Origin of the sequence: Caenibacillus caldisaponilyticus, assembly GCF_002003465.1 — a bacterium.
GTDB classification, from domain to species: Bacteria; Bacillota; Bacilli; order Bacillales; family Sporolactobacillaceae; genus Caenibacillus; species Caenibacillus caldisaponilyticus.
In genome coordinates this window covers 1-776 of sequence record NZ_BDDQ01000168.1, presented here as the reverse complement: position 1 = coordinate 776, position 776 = coordinate 1, and the positions used below count along the sequence as shown (strand labels likewise).

The 776-nt window shown below is 53.7% G+C and carries 1 protein-coding gene; it reads right to left on the bottom strand.

Features of this window, described 5'->3' with window-relative positions:
* Positions 1 to 42: 42 nt before the first annotated feature.
* A partial coding sequence (locus CCB157_RS17075; protein ID WP_143287146.1) for an IS256 family transposase occupies positions 43 to 776 on the bottom strand: 734 nt, incomplete at its 5' end.

The following is a 776-nucleotide window of genomic DNA, read 5'->3' as shown; positions in this document are numbered from 1 at the left end:
TTCGCTCCGGTATTCCACGTTCACCTTGACACGACAAAGTCATTATCCCACTTTCTTGATCGCCGAAACTTCCTGGTTCATCGTTTGAACGCCTAACTCTTTCGTTTTTCGCCACTGCCAATAGTCGGACATATCCAGGTATTTGCGTGCCGATATCCATTTTTCGTCCATTTCGATCAACACGGCGCCTACGAGACGATACACCGATTCCCGGTTCGGAAAAATGCGGATCACCCGTTCTCTGCGGCGGATTTCCTCGTTCAGCCGTTCCACCCCGTTGGTCGTGCGCAGGCGCCGCCGGTAACGGTCCGGATAGTCCAATACGGCGGTGGCGTCTTCGAATCCCTCTTCGAGGATTTGCATGGCTTTTGGGGCTTTCTCCTCCCATTTGGCCAGCACTTGTTCCAATAACAGCCGGGCCGCCTGCTTATTGGGGGCGTGAAGAATCCCGCGAATCTCCTCAAGCAAGGCATCCTGCATATACTTTGGTGCGGCATCGAGGATATTGCGAATAAAATGTGTCTGGCATCGCTGCCATGTCGCGCCTTGGAAATGCTTTTCAATCGCTTGCACCAGCCCGCCGTGTTGATCCGAGATGATCAAGTCCACTCCCCGGAGTCCCCGGTCTTTCAGCCATCCGAAGAACTCGCTCCAGCTGGACTCCGATTCACTGTTTCCGATTTGCAGGCCAAGAATTTCCCGGTATCCTTCCTCATTCACTCCTGTGGCGATCAAAACGGCTCTGGAACGTACCCGTCCATYTCCGGACTTCGTAT